The sequence below is a fragment of the Acidovorax sp. DMC1 genome, assembly GCF_056314325.1.
Genome location: NZ_JBQUYO010000010.1, coordinates 1 through 18,079, shown reverse-complemented (window position 1 = coordinate 18,079; position 18,079 = coordinate 1). Strand labels below are relative to the sequence as shown.

The window sequence follows — 18,079 nt, the reverse complement described above, 5'->3', positions numbered from 1 at the left end:
GCCATGCGTTTCACTACCGGTCGGGTTTCCTTTCCCTTGATTTCCTTGCGGGCGCTGGCGCTCGCCGGCTTGTCGGTCAGCCCCTGGGTGGGCGCCCAGGGCTTGCCAGAGGCGGCCAGCACCGAAACCACGGTGTCTGACAAGGCAGAGAGCCAGCAGGCTGCGGCTCCCAAATTCAACTACGCGATTGGTGCCATCGTGGGCAGCAGCCCCGACTACGCCGGGGGCGATGGCCGCAAGAACAGCCTGCGGCCCGCCTGGGCCATCGAGTACCGCCGGTTTCGCCTGAGCACTTCGCGCGGCAGCGCCTTCATGGGCCACGGCCTGGGGCCCCGCGAGTCCGGCGCCAGCGCCACGCTGGCGCAAAGCGACCGCTTCAGCCTGAGTGCAGCCTTGCGCATTGACAAGGGCCGTGACGGCTCGGATGCCCCCATCCTGGTGGGGTTGCCGTCAGTGCGGTCCACCCTGCGGGCACGGATCAGCGCGGGCTATGCCATCACGGACCGCTGGGCCGTGGGGGCCGGGGTTTCGCAAGACATCCTGGGCCGCGACGGTGGCGCGCAATGGTCTACCAGCATTGGCTACACCTGGCCCGTGACGGAGCAGACCAAGGTCAGCTTCGGGGCGGGCGCGAGCTTTGGGGACCGCACCTACGTGCGGGGGCATTTTGGGGTGCCGGCCGGTGGCAGCAGCCCCTTGCCAGCGTTCGAGCCACGCGGGGGGCTCTACAGCGTCGACGCCGGGGTGGAGGTGATGACGGCGCTCAACCGGCACTGGGTGGTGCTGGGCGCGGCCCGCGTGTCGCAGCTGCAGGGCGATGCGCGCCGCAGCCCGTTGACCGTGCAGCCGGTGGGTTACTCGGTCTCGGTGGGCTTGGCTTATCGCTGCTGCCGCTAGGCCGTCCCCGGCGGCAAGGGTTGGCTGGGAGAGGGAGCGGCTGGCGAAAGTGCTAAGCTGCCGCTCACAGACAGTTACGCCCAGGCGGCCGCACCCTGTGCCATCACCCTCTCAGGGTATCTCTCAGGGTATGTGAGGCCGCCTCTTCGCTGATCCTCTCCCCCATTGGGGTATTGCCGCATGACGCCAGAAGCGCCTGAGTTGTCCACGCACCCGGAGACCGCCCGCCAGAAGGTGTGGTCCAAGGCAGACCTGCTGGATGTGATCACCCGCAGCGCGGGCGCCACCATGGCTGTGATCGACCGCAGCCTGTCGATGATCTATGTGAACGACGAATACGCGCGCTGGTTCGGCACCGTGCCGGAGGAACTGGTCGGCAAGACGCTGGTGGAGGTCTATGGCGAGCAGGATTGCGCCCGTTTCATGCCGTTTGTGAACCGCGTGCTCAGCGGCGAGCGGGTGCAGTATCAGCGCATGCTGCGCACGCCCTATGGCTTTGACGAGTGGCGCACCATCTGCCTGACGCCCTGGCACAACCCGCAAGGCGCGATCGACGGTTTCATCACCACGGCGCTGGACGTGCACGAGCTGCAGGTCACCATGAATGCGCTGCGCGCTGCCAACCAGCGCCTGTCGTCCCACATGGAGAACAGCCCCCTGGCCGTGGTGGAGATGGACCACCAGCTGCAGCTGCTGCATTGCTCGCAGCGTGCGGTGCAACTGCTGGGCTGGCTGCATGTGGCGGGGCTGGAGGGGCGGCTGCTGACGGACCTGCTGGCCCCCGCATCGATGGACGACAGCCTGCAGCAGGCGCTGCAGCGGCTGCAGTCCGGCCAGGAGTCGCAGAACAGAGCAGAGACCTGTTTTGTTCGCAGCGATGGCACCGAGGTGCACTGTGAGTGGTTCAACTCTGCCCTGACCGACGCGGACGGCCAGGTGACCTCGATCATGGCGCTGGTGCAGGATGTGTCCGCCAAGATCCAGATCGCGCGGCAGCAGCACTACCTGGCCAACCACGACTCGCTGACCGGGTTGCTCAACCGCGCTGCTTTCCAGGGGCGGCTGGAGCAGTCGCTGCTGCATGCGCGGCACACCGACGGGTCGGTGGCGCTGTTGTTCATTGACCTCGACGGGTTCAAGCACGTGAACGACGCCGAAGGCCACCGCGCGGGCGATGAGGTGCTGCGCATCGTGGCCCAGCGCATTGCCAGCACGGTGCGTGCAGGCGACACGATGGCGCGGCTCGGGGGCGACGAGTTTCTGGTGATGCTGGACCGCGAGGTGACGCGTGAGGTCACAGATACCATCGGCCACCGCATCATCGACGCCCTGCAGCAGGGCATGAAGGTGGACGGACGCGAGCTGCGCATTGGCGCCAGCATTGGTGTGGCGGTGTACCCCCCGCTGGAGGGAGACATCGACGCGCTGATGAACCGCGCCGACCAGGCCATGTACGCAGCCAAGCGGGCAGGCAAGGGCCGCCTGCATTACGCGCAGACGTCCTGATCTACCGGGCCTCTTAGCGTGCCCCCTCGGGGCAGGTGCATCAACTCACCGCATCACCGCATTGGCGCGTTACGGCAGCCGAATGCTTTGCTGGAAGTGGAAGAAGTTGCCAGGGTCGTAGGCCGCCTTGATCCGCTGAAGCTGCGGGTAGGCGGGGCCCCAATAGGCCGAGGCAAAGTCGGTCAGCCGCGCATCCGGATAGTTCTGGTACACGTGGCCGTTCAGGAATGGCCGCACCAGCTGCATGAAGCCGTCGAGCCAGGCTTCCATCTGGGCGCGCTCCGCCGGGTTGCGCCAGAACACATCCACCACCAGGTCAGCGTCCACATTGCGATGCACAAAGGCGCTGTCGCCCACCGGGTAGCGGTTGATGGCGCCGCCGTAGGGCTCCAGGTAAGCCAGCGACCAGGGGTTGGGCGAGGTCTTGAAGTAGTCGATGATGCGCTGCCAGTCGGCGGGCGAGAGCCGGGTATTGATGTAGCCGCTGGCCTTGGTCTCGGCGATGCCGTCCGGCAGGTTGTCGGGCAGGGTGTAGGGGTGGTCTTCCAGCCACACGTTCATGTCGGGGTAGGTGCCGGTCTTGTCCACCAGCAGCTGCGCGCTGGGGATGGCCATCAGCGGTGCAATGGCTGCCAGCCCGTCCTCGCGGCTGCCGCAGAACATGCCCTGCACCATGTACACGGGCACACCGTTCTGGAAGCCCAGGTTCATCATGTAGCCCAGGGCTTCGGGCGCACCGGTCTTCATGTAGCCGGCCTGCATCAGCGTGAGCACCTGGGCTGCGTGGGCGGCATCCCAGCTGATGGCCCAGGCCCACACCTGGTCCAGCCGCTGCATGCGGTAGGTCACCTGCAGCACCACGCCAAAGTTGCCGCCCGTGCCGCCGCGCAGGGCCCAGTAAAGGTCGGGGTGCTCCTGCGCGCTGGCAGTGACGATGGTGCCGTTGGCCAGCGCCACACGGAAGGAGTCCACCAGATCGCTCTGGATTCCGAACGCGCGCGATGTGTAGCCGTAGCCGCCGCCTTGCACAAAGCCCCCCACGCACACACTGCCACAGGCGCCCGTGGGCACATGCCAGCCCGTGTGGTTCATGGCGCCGTTGAAGTGGTCAAAGTCGGTGCCGGGCAGCACATGCACGCGTTCGCGCGCAGGGTCCAGCACCACGCCTTGCAAGTCGCTCAGGTCCACCACCATGCCGCTGTTGACCGAGTAGCCGGCCGTGCTGTGACCGCCGCAGCGCACAGCCACCCACACGCCATAGGTGCGGGCCACGGCCAGGCACTCCAGCACATCGTTTTCGCAGGCGCAAAAGACGATGATCTCCGGGTACGACTGGAAGGCCGGGTTCGACTCCTGCCGCGCAGCGTTGTAGTCGGGGCTAGAGGGCAGCACGATGCGCCCTACGATCCGTGCCTCCAGCGCAGCCACCGCCTCCCAGGTGAGTACGGGTGCGCTGGCCTGCGCAGCGCTCAATGCCGGCTGTTTTGCCGCCAAAGATAAAAAGTGTGCAACGCGTGCGTCTTTGGCGAGGCGGGCCGAACTTTTGCGATGGGCCATGGCGAGCGATCCTTCAGGAAGTTGCGAAGCCCCGGGTGTACCGGAGCCGGATCGCTTTGACCAGAGGGAAATGGCAGCCGCATGTTGTCTGCCTGCATCCGTGCCTGCGGGGCTGGGCCGTCAGGTAGAGGACAGTGCGAGGTCGCCCGTGTTGCGCCGCAGGCAGAACTTGCCGCCCTGTTTGCCGCTGTACATGGCGGCGTCGGCCAGTTTGAGCAGGCCAATCGCGTCAGTGCTGTCGTGTGGTGCGATGGCGTACCCAATGGTCAGACCAATCTCCACCTGCACGTTGTTCAGCGAAAACGGCGACCGGAACGCGTCCAGCAGCTTGTGCCCCAGCTCCTGTGCCTGTTGCAGGCTCTGCAACTGTCCGGCCATCACCACGAACTCGTCCCCGCCCAGGCGCGCCACCAGGTCGCTCTGGCGCACATGGCCCTGCAGGCGCCGTGTCACGGCCACGAGCAGTTCGTCGCCCACGTCGTGGCCATGCTGGTCGTTGACGGGTTTGAATCCGTCCAGGTCCATCACGTACACCGCGAGCATTTTTTCGGCACTGCAACGCGAAAGCGCGGACGCGAGCGAAATGTTGAGCCCGCGCCGGTTGGGCAGGCCGGTGAGCGGGTCGGTGTGGGCCAGCGAGCGCATCACGTCGCGCTCGCGGTTGGCGTCCAGCGCCTCCAGGCGAAGGGCCTTGGTGCGCAGGCCCAGCACACGCATGAACAGCAGCATGTCCAGCGTGGCGCCAAACTGGAAGGAGTGCAGCGTCCAGAAATTCACAGGTACCCATCCCTGGATCACGCCGATGACCGTGGCAGTCGCCAGAAAGTACACCAGCCAGGCGAGCAGCAGGGTAGAGCCAACTGGGTCTCCCAGCCGTGCGCGGCGCACCGCCCCCGGGATGCCCATGAGCGCAGGCACCAGCCCCAGGATGCTGACGATGCCCGTCACTGCGCGGGTGCTGAGCAGGTCGAGGGCATAGAGCGCGGCCAGCACCACGCACAGCACGGCGCCGCCCCGCATGCTGCGCAGCAGCCAGCTGCGGGGGCGGTCACCGGCCAGGGCCTGGCTGATGAAGAGAAAGGAGCCGCAGGTGGCCGTGAGCGCGGCTAGGCTGGCGGCATGCAGCTCCACCCAGGGCATATCGCGCCACAGGTATTGGGTGCCCAGGCCAAACAGGTGCAGCGAAAACAACAGGCTGCCCGTAATGAGCAGTGCGTACTGGATGAACAGCACGTCCCGCAGGTTGAGCCACTGCGCCAGGCTGTAGATCAGCAGGCACAGCGCCAGCCCCGTGAGAATGCCCTGCAGCATCTGCTCGTTCAAGGCCTTGCTGTGCCAGGTGGTGGGTTTGTTCAGGGTGATGGGCAACACCATCGCGCCCCGGGTTTCCACACGCAGCAGCAGCTCGTAGGCGTGCCCTGGCAGCATGGTCAATGGCAGGGCGTGCGTGCGGCTGCGCAGCGGGCGCTGGGTATAGGGCTGCAGACTGCCCAGCGTGGCCTGCTGGGTGACGTGACCGTCTGTAGCCAGGTACACCTCGATGCGCTGCAGCACGGGGTAGTCGATATCCAGCACCCACAGGCCATTGGATGCCACCGGCACGGTGACCGGGATGCGCACCCACACCGGTTCCGCCCGCACGCCCAGGGTGCCGCTGGTGCCGGGTGGGGTTTGAAAGCGGGCCAATTCCGCAAGAACATCATTCACGAGCAAGGTGCCGGTGGGGTCTGGCAGCACGGTGACTGCGGACCAGGCCTCGATGGAGAGCAGGTCATCCCGCAGTTCGAGGGGCGCAGCCCGGGCGCTGGTCGGGAATGCTCCCTGTAGCAGACACAGTACCACCAGCAGGCAGGCCACCCGCCACCAGCCGGTAAGAGCCTGGCGGTGACCAAAGCCGATGAGGCGCGTGTACGTCATGAGGTCAGCGCCAGTTCGCCCGGATTGCGGCGGATGCAGTGTTTGCCGCTCTCCTTGCCTGCATACATGGCGGCATCCGCCAGCCGGACCAGATGCTGCGCATCGTCGCTGTCCAGCGGTGCCAGTGCGTAGCCGATGGTGAGACCCACCTGAATGGACAGGTGGCTCAGCCGGAATGGCTGTTCAAATGCATGCAGCAAGGATTGCCCCAATTCCTGGGCCTGCTGGGGGGTGGCCAGTTCGCGCGCCATGACGATGAACTCGTCGCCGCCTAGGCGGGCTACCAGGTCGGTGTGCTGTCGCACGTTGGCCTGCAGCCGATGGCCCACGGCCACCAGCAGGTCATCGCCCACATCGTGGCCATAGGTGTCGTTGACCGGCTTGAAACCGTCCAGGTCCATGAGGTAAACGGCCACCAGGCGCTGGGGGCTGGCCTGTGCCAGCGCCGACTGCAGCGCCATTTGCATGCCGCGCCGGTTGCTGAGCCCGGTGAGCGAGTCGGTGTAGGCGAGTGAGCGCATGGTGTCGCGCTCGCGCAGCGCCTCGGAGGCCGCTTGGCGCAAGGCGGCAGAGCGCTGGCCGAGTACCCGCAGGAACAGCAGCATGTCGGCAGCCGCCCCGAGCTGGAAGGAGTGCAGCGTCCAGAAGTTGACCGGCAGCAGGCCTTGCACCAGACACACCATGGTCACGGCTGCCGTGAAGTATGCGACCCAGGCCGCGAGCAACGTGGTGCTGACGGAGTCCCCCCGGCGTGCACGTGCTACGGCAATAGGCAGGCTGATGAGCGAGGGCAGGGGGCCCAGCACGCTGATGATGGCGGTGGTGGTCCGGGTGTTGATCAGATCGACCAGGAAGGCCGCGAGCAGCACGAGGCTCAGCACTGCGCCCGCCTGCATCACCCGCAGGAACCGGCTGTGGGGCTTGTGGCCCATGAGCGCATGGCCCATGAAGAGGAACGATCCCGCAATGGCCAGCAGCCCTGCCGCCCCTGCGGCGTGGACCTCGATCCATAGCTGGTCGCTCCACAGGAATTGGGTCCCCACACCGAAGAACTGCAGCGAGAACCCGGTACTGCCCACCACCAGCATGCAGTAGTAGAGGAACAGCTTTTCGCGCTGGCTGGCCCATTGGGTAAAGCTGTAGACCACCAGGCACAGGGCCAGCCCGGCCAGCACGCCCTGGAACATCTGCTCGCGTAGAGACCGGTGCACCAGATAAGGTGCCTTGCTCAGGGTGATGGGCAGGATCATTGCGCCCGACGTCTGTACGCGGATCAGCAGCTCATAGGGCGTGTCCGCCGCCAGGTCCAGCGTCATCGCCGGGGTGCGGCCGCGCAGCGGGCGCTCGGAGTAAGGCCGCAAATTGCCCAGCGCCGCGTGCTGAATCAGCTGGCCTTGCTTGGTGAGGTAGATATCAACTTCATTGAGCACCGCAAAGTCGATGTTCACGATCCATTCATTGCCCGACGCCACGCGCGACATCAGCGGCACCCGAAGCCAAATGGCCTCCTTGCGCACACCCAGGCTGCCGCCACGGCTCGGGGGCTCTACAAACTCGGGCAAACGTGCCAGCGCGTCCTGCACGCCCCATTGCTGTGAAGGGTCGGCCAGTAGGGTGGCTACTGACCAGACGTTGACCGGGCGGGAGTCGGCGGGCAGCACAAGCGGGCCGGGGGCTGCGGCCCGCGCGGTGGTGGGCAGGGCCAGCACGTGCCAGATTGCCAGTAACAGCAGCCACAGCAGAGGGCGTGGGAGTGTGGGCCGACCAGGGGGCAGGGCGCTGCAATGCATCGTCGTCATGCCAGTGCTGCCGTGGCGGGGATGCGCTGCACCGAGTGCTTGCCGCGTTGTTTGCCTGCGTACATCGCGGCATCTGCATACCGCAGAAGGCCCTGCGGATCGTCGCTGTCCAGTGGCGCGAGCGCGTATCCGATGGTCAGGCCCACTTGAATGCGCAAATGGCTCAGCGTGAGCGGATGCTCAAAGGCCCGCAGCAGCGAACGGCCCAAGTCCTCGGCCTGCTCGGGCGTGGCCAGGTCGCGGGCCATGATGATGAATTCGTCGCCGCCCAGCCGTGCGACCAGGTCTGTCTGGTGCCGTACATTGGCCAGGAGTCGGTGGCCCACTGCCACCAGCAGGTCGTCCCCCACATCATGGCCGTGCACGTCGTTGATCGGCTTGAACCCATCCAGGTCCATCAGGTAGACCGCAACCAGCCGCTGGGGTGAAGAGTGGGCTAGCGCGGCGTGCAACGCGTGCTGGAGACCGCGCCGGTTGCTCAGACCGGTGAGCGGATCGGTGTTGGCCAGCGACTGCATCAGATCGCGCTCGCGCATGGCCTCCTGGGCCTGAACCTGGGCCGCCCGGGCTCGCAGGCCCAGCACGCGGAAGAACAGCAGCATGTCCAGGGTGGCGCCGATCTGGAACGAGTGCAGTGTCCAGAAGTTGGCAGATACCCAGCCCTGCACCAGGCACACCATCACACCGGCAGCGATGCCAAAGGCGATCCATGCCACCAGCAAGGTGGCGCCAATGGGGTCTTTCTGCCGCACGCGCGCCAGAGCTGCTGGAAGGCTGATGAACGAGGGCAGTGCGCCCGCCAGACTCATGAACGCAATCGCAAACGGCACAGTCAACCAGCCCAGCACCAAGGCAATGCAGACCGCTGCCGTGATGCCTGCACCCACCCGCATGGTGCGCGCATACCGGCCGTTGGGGTTGTCTCCAGCCAGTGTGTGGCCGAGAAAAAGGAACGACCCGGTCAGCGCCATCAGCCCGGCTGCTGGGCCGGAGTACCGGTCCATCCACGGGTTGTTGGGCCACAGATACTGCGGGCCAATACCAAAGAACTGCAGCGAAAAGCCCGCACTGCCCAGCACGACCAGTGCATAAAAGCCGAACATGCGGTCCCGCTGCGTGACCCACTGGATCAGGCTGTACGCAAGCAGGCAAAAAGCCAGTCCGTTGAGGAGCCCTTGAAGGATCTGCTCACCCAAGGCGTGGCGCAGGTGAATGGGCATTTCGCTGACCGTGATGGGCAGAATCAGCGGGCCTGTGGCCTGCACGCGTACCAGCAGGTCGTACGGTTGTCCGGGCTGCAGGTCGAAGGCCATGGCGGGCGTGCGGCCTGCCAGTTGCGCTGGATCGGATTGGCGTGCGCGGGCCTGCTGCAGCACCTTGCCTGCCTGGGCCAGATACAGGTCGGCCCTCAGCGAGCTGTAGCCGAGGTTGACAACCCAGGACGTGCGCTGCGCCTCGCGCGCAACGATGGGGATATGCAGCCACATGGCCGCCTTGTGCACGCCCAGCGAGTTGCCAGGGCGCGCCGGCGGTTTGAAGTCGCCCAGGCGGTTCAACATGTTCTCGACCGAGAGCTGGTAGGTGGGGTCGGCCTGGAGTGTGATGGCTTCCCAGGCGTCCACCTCCGGCCTGTCGTGTGTGAGCACCAAAGGCTCGCCTGCCTGCACTTGCCCGGGCAATGAGGTGAGCACCAGCAGGCACAGCACCACGCTCGCCACGCCGCAACCCGCACGCCACAGGCGGGCCAGTATCGGGGGGGTGCGCAGCGCGGGAAGCATGGGCGATGGGGCTATGGCGTGGTGGCTTGAGGTGCCTGGCCTGCTGCACCTGCTTGTGTGGACTGGGCCTTGCTGGCGAGGCCGCGACTCCAGCTGCCGGAGGTGGTCAGCCGGTCCTCGATGCGGTTGAGCCATCCGGGTGCGTTGGGGTCGTCGCTCCAGCTGTGCACCACGGTGTCCACCTGGTTGAGCAGCTCCGTGGGCAACTGCAATGGGCGCGTCTGGCTCATCAGCACCCGACTCATGAAGTGGTAACCCAGGGCCCGGGTCAGCATGCGCACGATCGAAAAACGCGGCATCAGCATGCCGACCACGGTATCGATCAAACGTGCCAGCAGGAGCACACCCCAGAACAGCAGGGCCGACAGCCATGGCACAGGCTGGTTCAGCCCCAGGTCCTCGGCGGTCTCGCGCCCGCACAGGTAGCGGGTCATGAGCTGCGGGAAGGGTTTGACGATGCGCCAGGGCAGCGCGTTGGCCATGGTCTGCATCAGTGCCTGGCCCAACGCCGGGCGCGGGTCGGGTGTGACCGGCTCGGCGCGGCCGCGCGCCTGCATCACCGCCATCAGCGCGTCGCCCTGGGCCATGGTCTCCACCATCAGGGAGCGGTCAATGCCAAGCACGTGGCCCACCACGTTCCAGGCATGCAGGTAGGCCTCCTCGTCGTGGGCGGGCAGTCCGAGACCCAGCCGGCGCAGGCTGCGCAGGAACACATAGCCGAAGGTCAGCAGCGTGTAGGCCAGCTCTTCCTGGTTGCAAGGGAGGCCTTTGGCGGCGAGGTTCCAGCCGCGTGCATAAAGCGTCTGGTACATCATGGACCGACCGCCGCCTGCGGGGGCGACGCCAGGCACGACCAGGCCGTCTCCACCCGCCTGCCATTGCGTCATGGCGTGTTCGGGGCTGCCGTGCAGGATGAGATTGCGCACCGTCGCGTGGATCAGCCGCACCTTGAGCACCTGCGCCACGCCGGCGCCACGTTGGCTGAGGCCGCCATGCAGCATCACCGGGAAGATCATGGCGGCGGTGGAGCGGATGCGGTATTCGGTGTTCTGCTCCAGCTGGCCGGTGGTGTGCAGCACGCTCGACAGGTCCGGCACCACATAACACTCGGGCAGGCTGGCGCAGAACAGCAGGATGCACGATAGCGCACCGTGGTCCATGAACAGTTTTTCAGCGCGCTCGATCTTGCGGGCATCGGCCCAGGGCGGCAGCACCTGCGCCGCCTGCACATAGTCGTTGAGCGCCTTGGCCATCTCGGCGGTCACATAGCCTTTGGCGGCCTTGTCACCTTCTCCCACCTGCACCGGGCCTTCTGTTGCTTGCCAATGGGTCAAGGTGGCGTTGTCGGCCCACTGGCCGAACAGCAGGTTGACCGTGTTGATGTGCGCCCACTGCGGGGCGTCAGCGGCCACGTCGCCGGGGGGCCACGGCCCCAGGATCTTGGCGATGGTTTGGTCGGCGAGCGGATCGGCGTGGTGCTGCATGGTGGCCAGGTCAGCGGCTGGCAAGTGGGGGCTGGGGTGGGTTCCGGTCATGGGGCGACCTTACCCGGAGCGCGCCAGCGTTGGAAGCCCGCCAGCGCGCACAGCAGCGGAATTCCCATGGCGAAAGCGGCGATGGTCCGGATCTCCACCGGGTTGCCCAGAATCATCTGGAACACCATGCCCGCCGCGTAGATAGATAGCGGCACCATCGCATGGCGCCGCAGGAAGGGGCTGGCGGGCTGCAGCGGGCGCTGGCGCACCGACATGCGAAAGCCGAAGACGATCACAAAAGCCACAAACACCCAGCCGAAAAAGCCCTGCACGGTTTCTCCAAACCAGGCGCCATCGGTCTTGGCCATGATCCACGCCTTGAGGGTGTACACAAAGTAGGGGTCTGCGCCCAGGTCGAACGCAGTCACGATCATGGCCGCCAGAAATGACAGCATGGCGGCATTGCCCAGGCCGGGTGCCCCGTCCACCGCCGATTGCCAGACGATGAGGTTGCTGATCACATAGCCCGCATACGTCAGCGCAAACCACATCATCGGGATCACCAGTGGCACATCCAGCAAGCGGGGGCCCAGCACGTCGGTGTAGGTGTAGTGTCCGAAAAACCAGCCCCTGCTAGAGCCCATCTGTTCCGCAAACCAGCCCAGCGTGACCGCAATCAACACAAATTGCAGCGCTGCGCGGGTGCCTAGCAGATGCGCGGCGCTGGCCCAGCAGCAGGCAAACATCAGCACCGAGGCGATGACGATGGCGATGGTGGTGTCGTTGTGGGTACGAACGGCTGTGGCGATGACAAAAGCGGCAAGAAGCGCAAAGCTGAGCGCGGGCAAGCGCCCGGCCGTCGAGGGCGGTGCAGACATGTCGGGTGTATCACGCTGTAACAATTGCACCAGTGTAGGGGATTGGTGCGCAGCGTGTGTCCCCGTTTCCCCTGATCCAGGGGCTATGGCGACTGCTTATTCGCCCCCCACCGTCTGATTTTGGTGGTAAGCAGCATCCGGCGACCCTGGCCGGGGCCTCTTTGAAGAGTTCCTTGACGACGGCTCAGCGCTGCTGGGGCGTGAGCGCGGCCAGGTTGAGCAGGGCCGCCTCGATGGCGGCCGCCGTGGCCACGGGCTGCTCCATGGGGAACAGGTGGCTGCCGTCCAGCATCATGGTGCGGCCCTCGGTCACACGCAGCGTCATGGCCATCCCGACCTGCTTCATCTCGTCCGAGTCGCGCCCGCCTATGAAGGCGGCCGGGCACTGCAGCGGGTGCTTGCTCAGCAGCCGGCCCAGGTTGTGGGGCAGCGTGTTGTAGATAGCCGTTTCCACCGCGCGGTCGAAGCCCAGCACGCGTTTGCCGTCCTGGTCCTGCAGGCCATGGGTGATGTAATCGTGCAACACCTCGGGGTGCCAGCGGGCAAACGCCTTTTTCTTTCGGAAGTGCTCCAGCGCTTCTTCATTGCTGGCCCAGCTGAAGCGGCGCTGGCGGCTGACGCGGCCTGGCGATATCGAGCCCACCACCTGGGTCCGTTTGGCCACGCCCACCACGTTGGCCTTCCAGCCGCCAATGAGCGGTGAGTCGATCAGCAGCACGCCGCGCACCAGCTCGGGGTGGCGCGCTGCCGCCATCACGCTGAGGAATCCGCCCAGCGAATGGCCCACCAGGAACACCCGCTGGCCGAGGCGCTGCACCTCGGGGCCTGCAAAGTCGGCCAGTTGCTGCACCAGGTGGGGCCAGTTGCTGGTTACCGGGTACCTGGGGTCGTGGCCATAGCGCTCGACCGCGCTGACTTCAAACCCCCGGGTCTTGAGGTGCTGGAACAGCACGCGGTAGGTGCTGGCCGGAAAACTGTTGGCGTGCGAGAAAACGATGGGCAGCATGGGAGGTGGTGGCAGGGCGGCAGGGCCGACCGGCAAAGGCGTGTGCGGCCGGGAGGCAGCGGGCGCGCAGGCCCGCAGCAGGGCGTCAGATCAGCCGGTCGGTGTGGTTGGTGATCTTCTTGAGCGGCTTGCTGCGCGAGGGGGTGACCATGATCGGCACCTCGGTGGCGCCCCCGCTCCAGGCCGGGTCTTCGATGCTGTCGAACACTTGGCGCAGCTTCTGGCCCCAGCTGTCGTGCAGCATGCGGAAGTAGGGGTTGTTCTCGTCGATGCAGATCACCTTGTCGGTGGCAAAGCGGTCGGCCTCGTACACCACCAAGTCCAGGGGCAGGCCCACCGACAGGTTGGATTTGAGCGTGCTGTCCATCGACACCAGGGCGCACTTGGCGGCCTCGTCCAGCGGGGTTTCAGGCGTGAGCACGCGGTCGAGCACGGGCTTGCCGTATTTGGATTCGCCCACCTGGAAGTACGGGGTCTCGGATGTGGCCTCGATGAAGTTGCCCGCCGAGTAGACCTGGAACAGGCGCATGCCCTCGCCCTTGATCTGGCCGCCAAATACCAGGGACACGTTGAAGTCCACGCCCGAACGCTTGAGGGCGGCGCCGTCGCGCTCGTGCACGTGGCGCACAGCAGCGCCCAGCACACGGGCGGCGTCAAACATGCTCTTGGCGTTCCAGATGGTGATGGCCTCGCCCGATTCGCTGTCCTTGATCTGCTCGGTCTGCAGGATCTCGCGCACCGACTGCGAGATGGACAGGTTGCCCGCTGACAGCAGCACCATGAAGCGGTCGCCCGTCTTCTCATAGACCATCATCTTGCGGAACGAGCTGATCTGGTCCAGCCCGGCATTGGTGCGGGAATCGGACAGGAAAACCAGCCCGGCGTTGAGTTTGATGGCGACGCAGTACGTCATGGAGCAATGGGGTTCGTTGGAGAGAGAGAACCCGCGAGTTTAGTCGCCCGCGAATCCGAGGCCTTGCGCCCCTGCCGGGTCACCCGGAACTACCAAGGTTGCTGTTGATGCAAAAATGATAGCAATTGAGGCATATAGCACTAGCGCTTGGGGCGAATTAGGCCTAAAAGGGCTAGTGAGTCATTGCCAAAGGACCCCTTGGCAGCGTTCTGCTGGGCAGGCTGTGCGCCGTGTCAGCCCAGCATCTTCTTGAGCTGGTACAGCGCATCCAGCGCTTCGCGGGGGCTCATCGCGTCGGGGTTGATGCCGGCCAGCGCGGCTTCCACCGGGCTGGCGCCCGCGCTTTCGGGCACCTCGGGCGCGGCAAACAGGTCCACCTGCAACTCGTCCTCACCCGCGCGCTCTTCCAGCGCCGCCAGCGCATGGCGGGCGTGGTGCAGCACGGGCGAGGGCATGCCCGCCAGCTTGGCCACCTGAATCCCGTAGCTGCGGCTGGCTGGGCCGGGCTGAATCTCGTGCAGGAACACGATGTCCGCGCCGCTCTCGGTGGCACTCACATGCATGTTGATCGCGTGGCGCGCCTTGGTAGGCAGCTCGGTCAGTTCGAAGTAGTGCGTGGCAAACAGCGTGAAGGCACGGGTCTTGTCGTGCAGGTGCGTGGCAATGCCGCTGGCCAGCGCCAGCCCGTCGAAGGTGCTGGTGCCTCGGCCGATCTCGTCCATCAACACCAGGCTGTGGGGCGTGGCAGCGTGCAATATTTGCGCGGCCTCGGTCATCTCCAGCATGAAGGTGGACTGCGCGTTGGCCAGGTCGTCCGCCGCGCCGATGCGGGTGTGGATGGCGTCGATGGGGCCCAGGCGGCAACTAGCCGCGGGCACATGGCTGCCCATGCTGGCCAGCAGCACGATCAGCGCCACCTGCCGCATGTAGGTCGATTTACCGCCCATGTTGGGGCCGGTGATGACCTGCATGCGCGTGTTGGCGTTGAGCCGCGTGTGGTTGGCAATGAAGCTGCCGCTCGATGTTTCGGCCAAGCGCGCCTCCACGACGGGGTGGCGGCCGCCTTCGATCTCGATGCAGGGCTCGGGCACGAACTGGGGCGCGCACCAGTTCAGGGTGAGCGAGCGCTCGGCCAGCGTGCACAGCACATCGAGCGTGGCCAGCGCCTGCGCCAGACGGGTCAGCTGCGGAATGTGGGGCTGCAACTGGTCGAGGATCTGCTCGTACAGCCACTTCTCGCGCGCCAGTGCACGCTCGCTGGCCGACAGGGCCTTGTCTTCAAACGCCTTGAGTTCGGGCGTGATGAAGCGCTCGGCATTTTTCAGCGTCTGGCGGCGGCGGTAGTCGTCGGGCACCTTCTCGACATGACTGCTGGTCACCTCGATGTAGAAGCCGTGCACCTTGTTGAACTGCACGCGCAGGTTGGGGATGCCGGTGCGGGCTTTCTCGCGGACTTCCAGGTCGAGCAAAAAGGCGTCGCAGTTGGTCTGGATGGCGCGCAGCTCGTCCAGCTCGGTGTCGAAGCCGCTGGCGATCACGCCGCCGTCGCGCACTAGGGCAGCGGGCTCTTCGGCAATTGCGGCCTGCAGCAGGACCATGCAACCCTCGGGCGGCTGCAGATGGCTGAAAATTTGCATCAAAAAGGGCTCTGGCGCCCGTCCATTGAGTGCAAGGAGCTCTGCTTTTTGTAGCGTCTTGCCCAGCGCAACCAGCTCGCGCGGGCGCACCTGGCGCAGCGCAATGCGGGCGGTGATGCGTTCCACATCGCTCACACCCTTGAGTTCGCCGCGCAGTGTGGACCAGGGGCCCGCACCGCCACCAGCGCCGCCCGCGCCCCGCAAGGCCGTGGTGGCCGACAGGCGCTGGCGTGCCTCGGCACGGTCGCGGCGGGGCTCCAGCAGCCAGGTCTTGAGCAGGCGACTGCCCATGCCGGTCATGCAGGTGTCGAGCAGCGAAAACAGCGTGGGTGCATCGTCGCCGCGCAGGGTCTTCACCAGCTCCAGGTTGCGGCGCGTGGTGGCGGGCAGGTCGATGAGGTCGTCGTTGCGCTGCACCTGCACACTGTGCACGTGGGTCAGCGTGCGGCCCTGCGTGTGTTCAGCATAGGTCAGCAGCCCGGCGGCGGCGGCGTGGGCCTCGCCCAGGTCTTGCGCACCCCAGGCCTGCAGGCTGGCCGCGCCCAGGTTTTCGAGCAGCTTGCGCTCGCCCAGGGCGCTGTCAAACTGCCAGTCGGGCCGCAGGCTCATGGGGCAGGTGAAGGCGCCGCCCTGGCGCAGCACCTGCAGTTGTTGTTCAAAGCGTTCGGTCACGCCTGCGCTGTAGATCAGTTCGCTGGGCGCCACGCGCGCCAGCCAGGCGCCCAGTTCGTCGTGCGCGCATTCGGCCAGGAACACGCGGCCTTGCGTCACACTCAGCCAGGCCAGGCCACAGCGCGCACGGGGCGCCTGGTGCACGGCCATCAGCAGCGATTCAGATTTGTCGGACAGCAGCTCGGTGTCGGTCAGCGTGCCGGGCGTGACCACGCGCACCACCTTGCGCTCTACCGGCCCCTTGCTCGCGCCCACCTCTCCTACCTGCTCGGCAATCGCCACCGACTCGCCCATCTTGATCAGGCGCGCCAGGTAGTTCTCCAGCGCGTGGAAGGGCACACCGGCCATCACCACCGGCTGCCCGCCCGACTGGCCGCGCTGCGTGAGCGTGATGTCGAGCAGGCGCGCAGCCTTTTCGGCGTCTTGCCAGAAGACTTCGTAGAAGTCGCCCATGCGGTAGAACAGAAGCGTCTCGGGGTACCCGGCCTTGAGGGCCAGGTACTGCTGCATCATGGGGGTGTGGTGTTCGAGCGTGTCGGACATGCAGGGGGTGGCAGGAATGAGGCGTGGACTGTAGCAGTTCGGTCATCGGGTTTCCCCTTGGTGAATTCCACTGCGTTCTGCCAAGATGTTACGTTTTGACATACTCTTGGCTGTATGCTGGCAGCTTGACCCCAAACGGAGCCATCTTCCGTTTGCGCATTGGTGTTTCAACCCCAGGATTCAGAGGCTTCAGAGCGACCGTGATCTCGTCCGAACTGCTGACCGACCTCCTCGCCCCGACCGGGGACGGCCTCATCGAGCCCATGGCGCAGGCGCGCCTGCAAGCGCTGGTGGATGCAGTGCCGGTGGCGCTCATGGAGTTCCGTCTGCAAGACGGCCGACTGCTGCTGCTGGCCGCCAATGCCGCGGCCCGGCGCATGCCGGGGCTGGGCGCGGTGCGTCACCCGGGCGTGGATGCATCCGAGGTGTTTGACCTGCTGGCCAACACACCCCTGATGGACCAGTTGCTGGGCGTCGTGCGCGTGGGTGCACCGCTGGAGTGCCGCCAGGTGGTGCGCGAGCCCGGCAGGCTGTTGCTGGCCTGGGACCTGTCGGCCCGCCGGGTGACGAATGACTGCATCGTGGTCACGGTGCGCGATGCATCGGAGGCTGAGAATCTGCGGGTGTCACTGGCCGCGTCCGAGCGCGCGCTGGAAGAAGTGCGGCGCGAGCTGCGCGAACAGACCGATGTGTTCAACACCATGGAGAGTCTGGCGCGCACCGGCCACTGGCGGCGCATTGAAGACCCGGGCGAAACCGTGCTGCTCTGGTCGCCCGGCCTGTGCGACATCGCAGGGTTTGAGCAACAGGAATGGGTGGACCCCGAGCGCGCGGTGAGCGGCATCCTGCCGGAAGATCGGCACGTGTTCGACAAGATCCGCGAGCGTGGGTCCGGGCTGGACGTGGAGTACCGCTGGCGTCGGCCGGACGGCGAAGTGCGCTGGATGCGCTCGCGCGTGCAGCGCACGCTGCCGCGTGACGGCGTGCAGGTGGTCATGGGCGTGGTGCAGGACGTGACAGACGAGCACCGCGCTGCAGAGCAGTTGCGTGAGCAGCTGTTGTTCATCCAGCGCATTGCCAGCCGCATTCCCGGCTTCATCTACGAATACCGGCTGCATTCCGACGGCGGCACCAGCGTGCAGTACATCAGCGATGCCGTGCGCGAATTCATGGGGGTGGAGCCGCACGAGGTCACGGCCAACCATGGAGTGCTCATGCACCGCGTGGTGCCCGAAGACCTGCCGTTGGTTCAGCGCTCGGCCATGATGTCGGTGCGCAAGCTGGTGCCCTGGCAGTGTGAGTACCGCGTGCGCATGCCGGACGGCAGCGTGCGTTGGCACATGACCAATGCCATTCCGCACCGCGAATCCGATGGCTCGGTGGTGTCTCATGGGTTCACCATGGACATCACCGACCGCAAGCTGGCCGAGCAAGAAATCGAACGCCTGGCCTTCTACGACGCGCTCACGGGCCTGCCCAACCGCCGCCTGCTCCTGGACCG

The 18,079-nt window shown here is 66.0% G+C and carries 12 protein-coding genes; 3 read left to right on the top strand and 9 right to left on the bottom strand.

All coding sequences use genetic code 11. The features are described 5' to 3' along the window. Window positions 1–3: 3 nt before the first annotated feature. Window positions 4–897: a MipA/OmpV family protein gene (locus ACT531_RS18665; protein WP_476018390.1), complete on the top strand. Its 894-nt coding sequence runs from the start codon at window positions 4–6 to the stop codon at window positions 895–897. A 180-nt stretch (window positions 898–1,077) separates the two neighbouring features. Then, on the top strand, window positions 1,078–2,403 hold the full coding sequence (locus tag ACT531_RS18660; RefSeq protein ID WP_422847415.1) for a diguanylate cyclase domain-containing protein: 1,326 nt from the start codon (window positions 1,078–1,080) through the stop codon (window positions 2,401–2,403). Window positions 2,404–2,472: 69 nt separating this feature from the next. Here the strand turns inward: ACT531_RS18660 and ACT531_RS18655 are convergent, their stop codons facing one another. The 9 genes from ACT531_RS18655 to mutS all read right to left on the bottom strand — a co-directional run bounded on the left by ACT531_RS18655 (window position 2,473) and on the right by mutS (window position 16,578). Further along, a complete protein-coding gene (locus tag ACT531_RS18655; RefSeq protein ID WP_476018389.1) occupies window positions 2,473–3,960 on the bottom strand; it encodes an FAD-binding oxidoreductase in 1,488 nt (495 codons plus the stop codon). 120 nt (window positions 3,961–4,080) lie between these two features. Next, complete coding sequence (locus ACT531_RS18650; protein ID WP_476018388.1) at window positions 4,081–5,877, bottom strand: diguanylate cyclase domain-containing protein; 1,797 nt, start codon at window positions 5,875–5,877, stop codon at window positions 4,081–4,083. Further along, on the bottom strand, window positions 5,874–7,676 hold the full coding sequence (locus tag ACT531_RS18645; RefSeq protein ID WP_476018387.1) for a diguanylate cyclase domain-containing protein: 1,803 nt from the start codon (window positions 7,674–7,676) through the stop codon (window positions 5,874–5,876). Before ACT531_RS18645 ends, ACT531_RS18650 begins: the two co-directional genes overlap by 4 nt. Further along, window positions 7,673–9,454 (bottom strand): diguanylate cyclase domain-containing protein, encoded by a 1,782-nt coding sequence (locus tag ACT531_RS18640; protein WP_476018386.1) that lies wholly within the window; start codon window positions 9,452–9,454, stop codon window positions 7,673–7,675. Before ACT531_RS18640 ends, ACT531_RS18645 begins: the two co-directional genes overlap by 4 nt. 11 nt (window positions 9,455–9,465) lie before the next feature. Then, window positions 9,466–10,989: an oxygenase MpaB family protein gene (locus ACT531_RS18635; RefSeq protein WP_476018385.1), complete on the bottom strand. Its 1,524-nt coding sequence runs from the start codon at window positions 10,987–10,989 to the stop codon at window positions 9,466–9,468. Beyond that, a complete protein-coding gene (locus ACT531_RS18630; RefSeq protein ID WP_476018384.1) occupies window positions 10,986–11,807 on the bottom strand; it encodes a carotenoid biosynthesis protein in 822 nt (273 codons plus the stop codon). Before ACT531_RS18630 ends, ACT531_RS18635 begins: the two co-directional genes overlap by 4 nt. A 184-nt stretch (window positions 11,808–11,991) precedes the next feature. Next, window positions 11,992–12,813: an alpha/beta hydrolase gene (locus tag ACT531_RS18625; RefSeq protein WP_476018383.1), complete on the bottom strand. Its 822-nt coding sequence runs from the start codon at window positions 12,811–12,813 to the stop codon at window positions 11,992–11,994. A gap of 85 nt (window positions 12,814–12,898) precedes the next feature. Beyond that, window positions 12,899–13,726 (bottom strand): proteasome-type protease, encoded by an 828-nt coding sequence (locus tag ACT531_RS18620; protein ID WP_015015191.1) that lies wholly within the window; start codon window positions 13,724–13,726, stop codon window positions 12,899–12,901. 233 nt (window positions 13,727–13,959) lie between these two features. Next, complete coding sequence (gene mutS / locus ACT531_RS18615) at window positions 13,960–16,578, bottom strand: DNA mismatch repair protein MutS (protein ID WP_476018382.1); 2,619 nt, start codon at window positions 16,576–16,578, stop codon at window positions 13,960–13,962. 200 nt (window positions 16,579–16,778) lie between these two features. On the opposite strand from mutS, the gene ACT531_RS18610 reads away from it, so the two are divergent. Continuing rightward, window positions 16,779–18,079 (top strand): PAS domain-containing protein (locus ACT531_RS18610; RefSeq protein WP_476018381.1); only part of this gene is annotated, 1,301 nt, incomplete at its 3' end.

Excerpts from the sequence above, each read along its gene's own strand:
- ACT531_RS18665 (WP_476018390.1), top strand. The coding sequence starts at position 4 with ATGCGTTTCACTACCGGTCGGGTTTCCTTTCCCTTGATTTCCTTGCGG.
- ACT531_RS18660 (WP_422847415.1), top strand. The coding sequence starts at position 1,078 with ATGACGCCAGAAGCGCCTGAGTTGTCCACGCACCCGGAGACCGCCCGC.
- ACT531_RS18655 (WP_476018389.1), bottom strand. The coding sequence starts at position 3,960 with ATGGCCCATCGCAAAAGTTCGGCCCGCCTCGCCAAAGACGCACGCGTT.
- ACT531_RS18650 (WP_476018388.1), bottom strand. The coding sequence starts at position 5,877 with ATGACGTACACGCGCCTCATCGGCTTTGGTCACCGCCAGGCTCTTACC.
- ACT531_RS18645 (WP_476018387.1), bottom strand. The coding sequence starts at position 7,676 with ATGACGACGATGCATTGCAGCGCCCTGCCCCCTGGTCGGCCCACACTC.
- ACT531_RS18640 (WP_476018386.1), bottom strand. The coding sequence starts at position 9,454 with ATGCTTCCCGCGCTGCGCACCCCCCCGATACTGGCCCGCCTGTGGCGT.
- ACT531_RS18635 (WP_476018385.1), bottom strand. The coding sequence starts at position 10,989 with ATGACCGGAACCCACCCCAGCCCCCACTTGCCAGCCGCTGACCTGGCC.
- ACT531_RS18630 (WP_476018384.1), bottom strand. The coding sequence starts at position 11,807 with ATGTCTGCACCGCCCTCGACGGCCGGGCGCTTGCCCGCGCTCAGCTTT.
- ACT531_RS18625 (WP_476018383.1), bottom strand. The coding sequence starts at position 12,813 with ATGCTGCCCATCGTTTTCTCGCACGCCAACAGTTTTCCGGCCAGCACC.
- ACT531_RS18620 (WP_015015191.1), bottom strand. The coding sequence starts at position 13,726 with ATGACGTACTGCGTCGCCATCAAACTCAACGCCGGGCTGGTTTTCCTG.
- mutS (WP_476018382.1), bottom strand. The coding sequence starts at position 16,578 with ATGTCCGACACGCTCGAACACCACACCCCCATGATGCAGCAGTACCTG.